This is a genomic window from Haloferax marisrubri (genome assembly GCF_001469875.2).
Lineage (GTDB): Archaea > Halobacteriota > Halobacteria > Halobacteriales > Haloferacaceae > Haloferax > Haloferax marisrubri.
Map to the genome: position 1 here is coordinate 320360 of NZ_LOPW02000018.1, position 5440 is coordinate 325799.

Sequence of the window (5440 nt, forward strand, 5' to 3'; positions counted from 1 at the left end):
TCGATGAGGTTGCTGTTCCGAGAGCTGCTGTCAATCGAACCTTTGGGTATGGTGATGAGTACTATCCTCAAGGATTAATGCGGGTTGCTTCAGGTCGCGTCAGCCGTCGACCAGTAGTAATCAAGCGAGCGGTAACAGAATTCGATGCAAAGCATAGCTCGCAACAAGATACATAGCGTATCTTTGTGATCGCCTTGCTAGTTCTTACTCGGTGAGTTCGCTCGTATACTGTTGTTCCCAGTCGTCGCGGGCTTCGATTTCCTGGCGACCGCGAGCGGTGATCGCGTAGACGTTCGTTCGGCGGTCCTTTTCGCCCTTGTCGAGCAGTCCCTTCTCGACGAGTGTGTCGAGGTTGGAGTACAGCCGGCCGTGGTGGATCTCGGTTTCGTAGTAGTCCTCGAGTTGGTCTTTGATTGCGAGGCCGTGTGGCTCGTCCAAGCCGGCGGTGACGTACAGCAGGTCACGTTGGAACCCGGTCAAATCGTACATTTTGCTGCCCACAGTCAGTTTGAATACATATACGTTTGTTGGCCTCCAGTCGGGTTTCAGAGTGGCCTCGCTGGACGAACGTTTATATGGGAACGTACGGCCACGACGCGGTATGCCGCCCTACCGTGATCGGACCGCGGAATTTCAACCGTATGGCGAAGCGACGCAGATCCCAGACGCACAACTGGAGACCGACCACGCCGAGCACGGCGATGTGATCCGGGAGCGCGACCACCCAGCCGGCGACGAGTCGGACACGAACATCTGTCAGTCCTGCGAGCGAGCTATCTCATCGACTCAGAGCCAGTGTCGGTTCTGCCTCCAACAGGACGTCTCAGTCTCTGACAGCGCCTCTGAACCCTACGAGCAAACACTCCACGGAATCATCTGCCTGCTCGTCACGTCACAGTCCTCGCGAGGTGCACTCGCAAAAGGGACTGCAGCAGCGCGATTACTGCAGAAGTCCCACTCATCCCCTATCGACGAGTGTACACTCATTGCGGCGCTCGAACAGCCGATCTCGGCGCCACTTCGAGCGCGGTGGGGTCACTTCCCGGATGTCGTTCCAGCGACTGGCTCACGGGAGGATGGATTCGTGGCGAAAGCACGGTCAGTCTCGTTGTGGTCCGCTTCTCCTTCGACGGAGGGTTCTATCTCTCGGTGGTACGACGCTGCGGGGACACAGATTACTGAGGACTCCCGTCGTGAGCAGTTACTTTCGGACCCGAGAACGTGGGTTGTCCCAGCGATTGCGCTTCGACGAGCGTCTGTCGACGCCTCGCCATCACAGTCGTCGTCAGCCTCACCAACACGGCAACTGCTCCGCTGTCAGTCGTGTGGGGAGCAGACACCGCATCGGTTCGACTCACGCGACGAAGGTCCGTCCACAGTGTGGGCTGGTGAGCCTGTCTGGCAGTGTTCCGTGTGTCGAACACCACAGTACGGACCTGATCCAGATTCCTGATATTGGTACGAGAATGAATCAGGGGGCTCTGTTGAGTTCCGTAGAATTAACAGAAATCGTGTGACGCAGATACAGAGTTCATCAAGTACCACCTCTTCTATCAGATCGTTGCCGGAGAACGGGTAGGCATCTGACTACACACCCAATCTCAGATGGGACGAGCTCCCTCAAGCTATAAAGTAGTGACACGACTACGTAGACACAATAACCAGGTGCCATCTCTCTTTGAAACGACGACACCTCCTCCTCGGAACCACCGGACTCCTCACCGCACTCGCCGGCTGTAACACCAGCACCGAAAACAACGGAGACATACCGAACCCCAACAACACCACGGAAACAACCCCTTCTAATAGTGCAGATATCTCAATCAGTATATCGACTTCTTCGCAGCCAGACAAGCTGCCGCCAATATGGAGAAATCATAATATCGCGGATTTCCAGGCCCAGTTCCAGGTAGAAACTTCAGGCAACGTGGAATCAGTCAATGTATCCAACGAGAAAGTACAGATAGGCCCTGATTCTGACCAGTGGAATGATAATACAGTTACTGTGCAACCAGGACAAATGACGCCTGGGGAACAGGAATTCACCGCAACAGCTTCTTCAGGAAGTAACCAGGCCCAGGATACAGCACCAGCTGTAAAGCCAACACCAGGCAATTACAAAGTCGATGTAATTCCTGCGAGAAACGAGAAAATGAGAGAAGAAATCAGCCAAAACTCTATCCAGGACAATTATATCGAAGAGCGCGGCGGATTCGTTACCTCAGACGTAGTATTTGATACTTACAGCAGCCACGAACAACTAGGCTTCAACAAATTCGGAATTGATCTCGTAGCCTACGAATGGAGACACGACAACGACTACACCAGCTTAGCAGAAGCCCAACCTACAGAGGTAAAGAACTTCGTAGATAGTATCGGGACAGATACAGGAAATCCAGAAATAGAGGCCATTAAGAGCGGAGAACAGGGCATTAGCAAATATCCAAATGCTAGTGGCCGTAGAGACGGAGGCTCATTCCAGTTAGATGAATTCCGGAATGCAGAAACCGTAGGAGAGGCCCTCGACTGGGTACATCCTTACTTGTTCAACTGGCAAATAATTAGAACTGACAAAGGACCAGTATCTACAGAAGATGCACTTTATGCTCCCACCCTCGAGAGAGCTATAGAGCAAAATACCAACCAAGGCCTCGAAGTCCATGCCTGGGACGTTGAAACCTTAGGTCACGGGACAGGCCTTATGTACGGTAAAAACGCGGATGGTTCAGAAGAACTCAGATTCATGGAAACAGTAGCCTCCCCAGTTACTGCTACCGCAGATGACCAACAACTACACCCATTAATCGAGGATTCAGGATACCTAGACCCAGCAAATGACGGGTTCCAAGAATACTGGCACCCACTAAGATTCGGCTGGGAAAAAGACGAAGACACCTCCCCATTAGGATTCGAAGATAAAAAGAGGAGCGCGGTAAGCGCATTTGGAGGAATGTCTAACTCACTCCACGCAGAAAACAATCCCGTACCAGGAGCTTCCGATACAGTTGCTCCAACAACCGAATACGTTGTTGACTTCACAGAGAAACTCAGAAACTTCAACCAGAATGATATAAAATTCGAGACGCTATATAATCAGTCGAAAGTATTAGAGAAGATGGTTATGGATGAAGATACCAACCACATCATCTATGGTAAAACAGAAAATCCACAGTACGCGGTTGTAGCAGACGACTCTCTAGTCGAAGGTGTATGGGAGGATAGAAGCGGCGAGTACGATGACTTCAGCCAGCAAATACTGGCCGGTGCCTAGTTCCCGGCCACACCCAGTCTCCTTCAACTCCTTTTGTATTTGATAACTTCTGGTGTGTCGTAGTGGGTTGTGTTTGTGTGCGCCGGCGATGGGCGCCGGCGCAAGGGTCGGACAGACTTCGACTCCTGAGTTGGCGAGGTAACGACGAATGCACCAGATAATCTACGCACTCGTGACTGCATCGACAACAGACGACGCCCTCTCGCGGGCCGCTGACGTATTTGACCAACTGGTGGGTGCTGCCCCGCACGCCGAGGCGGTGTTTGACTACTATGTGACGTTCGACGACGACTCAACAACGGTCGCCGGCAGCGCCCGGTGGGGTGACCTCCCGGTTGCAGAGCCCGTTGGCTCGGAGGACGGCCAGGAACTCCTCGAGCGTGGGTGGCAGACGACGACACGTGAGTTCGAACGAAATCTCGAGCGTGTTCGGGAGGGTGTTGACGAGCTTGACGCCGCGGCGATCATGCGCGATGAGGACCTCGTCAGACATGCGTGCCACAATCTCGGGACGTACCGTGGGCCGGCGGTGTACCTCTACGACGAGTTCGCTGACGGGATTCGGCATCGCGAGCGACTTGAGCAACTCGTCGGGTCGAACGACCATCTGTGGATCGTTCCCGCTGATGTCCATTACTGAGTCGACGCTGTGGCCAATGGTACTCTTGAGAGAGACACTTCCTGATCGTGGTATCGCTGTTCGAATCGTCATCGACGACGTGGCTGACACCTATCGTGTCGAGTACACGCCGCTATCCGGTGGTGTGGTGACCGACGAGTGGACTGTGTTCGGTGGCTCCGTCGGCTATGATGCGTCGGTGTTTGCAACTGCCACCGCTGCCCGTGCGTTTGTCGAGCGCGTTCAAACGACCTCACACGATGATGTCCTCGCGGAGTTAGCAGCAGACACAGACTGAGCGACCGAGTAGGACGGTGGTGCGCTTGGTGTTGTTTTTGCGCCGCCCAAAGGGGCGGAGGCGCAGTAACAGATGCAAATTCCAACGCTGGCAGTCGAGTTGTCTCACTTCCCACACCAGCCGCTCGTGACTCCTGCAACGGTGGTGAATGATCGATGAGTCTCGAGCGCGTGTTCCGTCACGACGAGGCGCTGTTCGAATTTCTGTGGTGTCCGGTGTGTGGCACGGAAGCGTTCACGCACATTCCCTTCGAGGGGGTGTTCTGCACTGAGTGCAATACCAGCGTGACGTGCCGTGAGTCGCCTGAGTCGCGGGGGTACGATGAGGCGGTCATCATCACATTCGACGCGACGACGACGTGGAATCTCCACGTCGACGAGAAACTTCGTCGGCCGCTTCCCGACGACGAAGCACAAGTTAAGATTCTCGGTGCTCCGGGTGACTACCACGTCGATTGGTGGGCACCAACCACGACCGAAGACTGGACGCCAGTCAAGCGCAACGAGTTCGCTGACGACTCCGAACCGGAGGCGGTGTCGCACCTCGCATAGCGTCGATCGGGAGACCCGTCGGTACTAGCGCGACATCGAGATTTTTTGCGCCCGTGATGGGTGCGGGCTGAAGACACAGTCCGTGTAACGTGATTTCCATGAGTCACCAACAAACAGAGTCAGACGTCTCGATCGACGAGATTCCGGTCGACCTCGACCTCGTGCATCGTTCGGAGTTCACCCGAGCCGACATTCCCGATGAAATTGAGTCGATTACGTGGTCCCTCCTGAGCGAACAACCGCCGACAAACCCACTCATCGTGCTCAAAGCCGCTCGTTGGTGGTACATCCACGGCACAGGTGAGTCCGATCCCGTGTACTGCTGGGCGATTGAGTGGGTCCGCCACCTCACGACCGGCGAGGCGACTGCAAGCGGCCTGTTCGGTGAGTGTCGACAGTACCTTCGTAGCCTCGAGTGCGAGGACACCGACCAGTAGGTCGCCCCGCCTGTTTTTTGTGCGCCCCAGAGGGGTGCGGCGCGTCCTGGAGGGACGCATCAGAACTGAAACCAATGGCAACAACGAGCTCTCCGTCGGTGTCGTTCGACGAGACCGACACGCGACACGATGAGATGCACCGCACAATCGAACAATGGCTTGCAGACCTCGCTGCCGACGTCGACGACGCTCGGGCGAGCAAGCAGTTCCAAGCGTGGCTGGATGTCCAGAGCCGGTTCCACGACTACTCCCACCGCAACACAC

Annotated in this window: 6 protein-coding genes and 1 pseudogene; 6 read left to right on the top strand and 1 reads right to left on the bottom strand. The window is 55.1% G+C overall.

Translation table 11 applies throughout. From position 1 onward, the window contains the following. Nucleotides 1-204: 204 nt before the first annotated feature. Entirely contained in the window at nucleotides 205-489 is a 285-nt protein-coding gene (locus AUR65_RS16445; RefSeq protein ID WP_058567900.1) for a PadR family transcriptional regulator, read from the bottom strand. 1189 nt (nucleotides 490-1678) lie between these two features. Between AUR65_RS16445 and AUR65_RS19610 the strand changes: the two genes are divergently transcribed. From AUR65_RS19610 to AUR65_RS20355, 6 genes and pseudogenes are all read left to right on the top strand, one after another. Then, a complete protein-coding gene (locus AUR65_RS19610; RefSeq protein ID WP_146047438.1) occupies nucleotides 1679-3271 on the top strand; it encodes a hypothetical protein in 1593 nt (530 codons plus the stop codon). A gap of 148 nt (nucleotides 3272-3419) precedes the next feature. Continuing rightward, nucleotides 3420-3911: a hypothetical protein gene (locus AUR65_RS16455; RefSeq protein ID WP_058567902.1), complete on the top strand. Its 492-nt coding sequence runs from the start codon at nucleotides 3420-3422 to the stop codon at nucleotides 3909-3911. A 16-nt stretch (nucleotides 3912-3927) separates the two neighbouring features. Then, nucleotides 3928-4188, top strand: a complete 261-nt coding sequence (locus AUR65_RS16460) for a hypothetical protein (protein ID WP_058567903.1) — start codon at nucleotides 3928-3930, stop codon at nucleotides 4186-4188. A gap of 155 nt (nucleotides 4189-4343) precedes the next feature. Beyond that, nucleotides 4344-4739 carry a DUF7567 family protein gene (locus AUR65_RS16465; RefSeq protein ID WP_058567904.1) on the top strand — a complete coding sequence of 132 codons (396 nt, stop codon included), beginning with the start codon at nucleotides 4344-4346 and terminating at the stop codon, nucleotides 4737-4739. Nucleotides 4740-4837: 98 nt separating this feature from the next. Further along, the gene (locus AUR65_RS16470; RefSeq protein WP_058567905.1) at nucleotides 4838-5176 is read left to right on the top strand and encodes a hypothetical protein; all 339 of its coding nucleotides are present in this window, start codon (nucleotides 4838-4840) and stop codon (nucleotides 5174-5176) included. 74 nt (nucleotides 5177-5250) lie between these two features. Further along, nucleotides 5251-5440: pseudogene (locus AUR65_RS20355) on the top strand (DUF955 domain-containing protein); the annotation flags it as partial.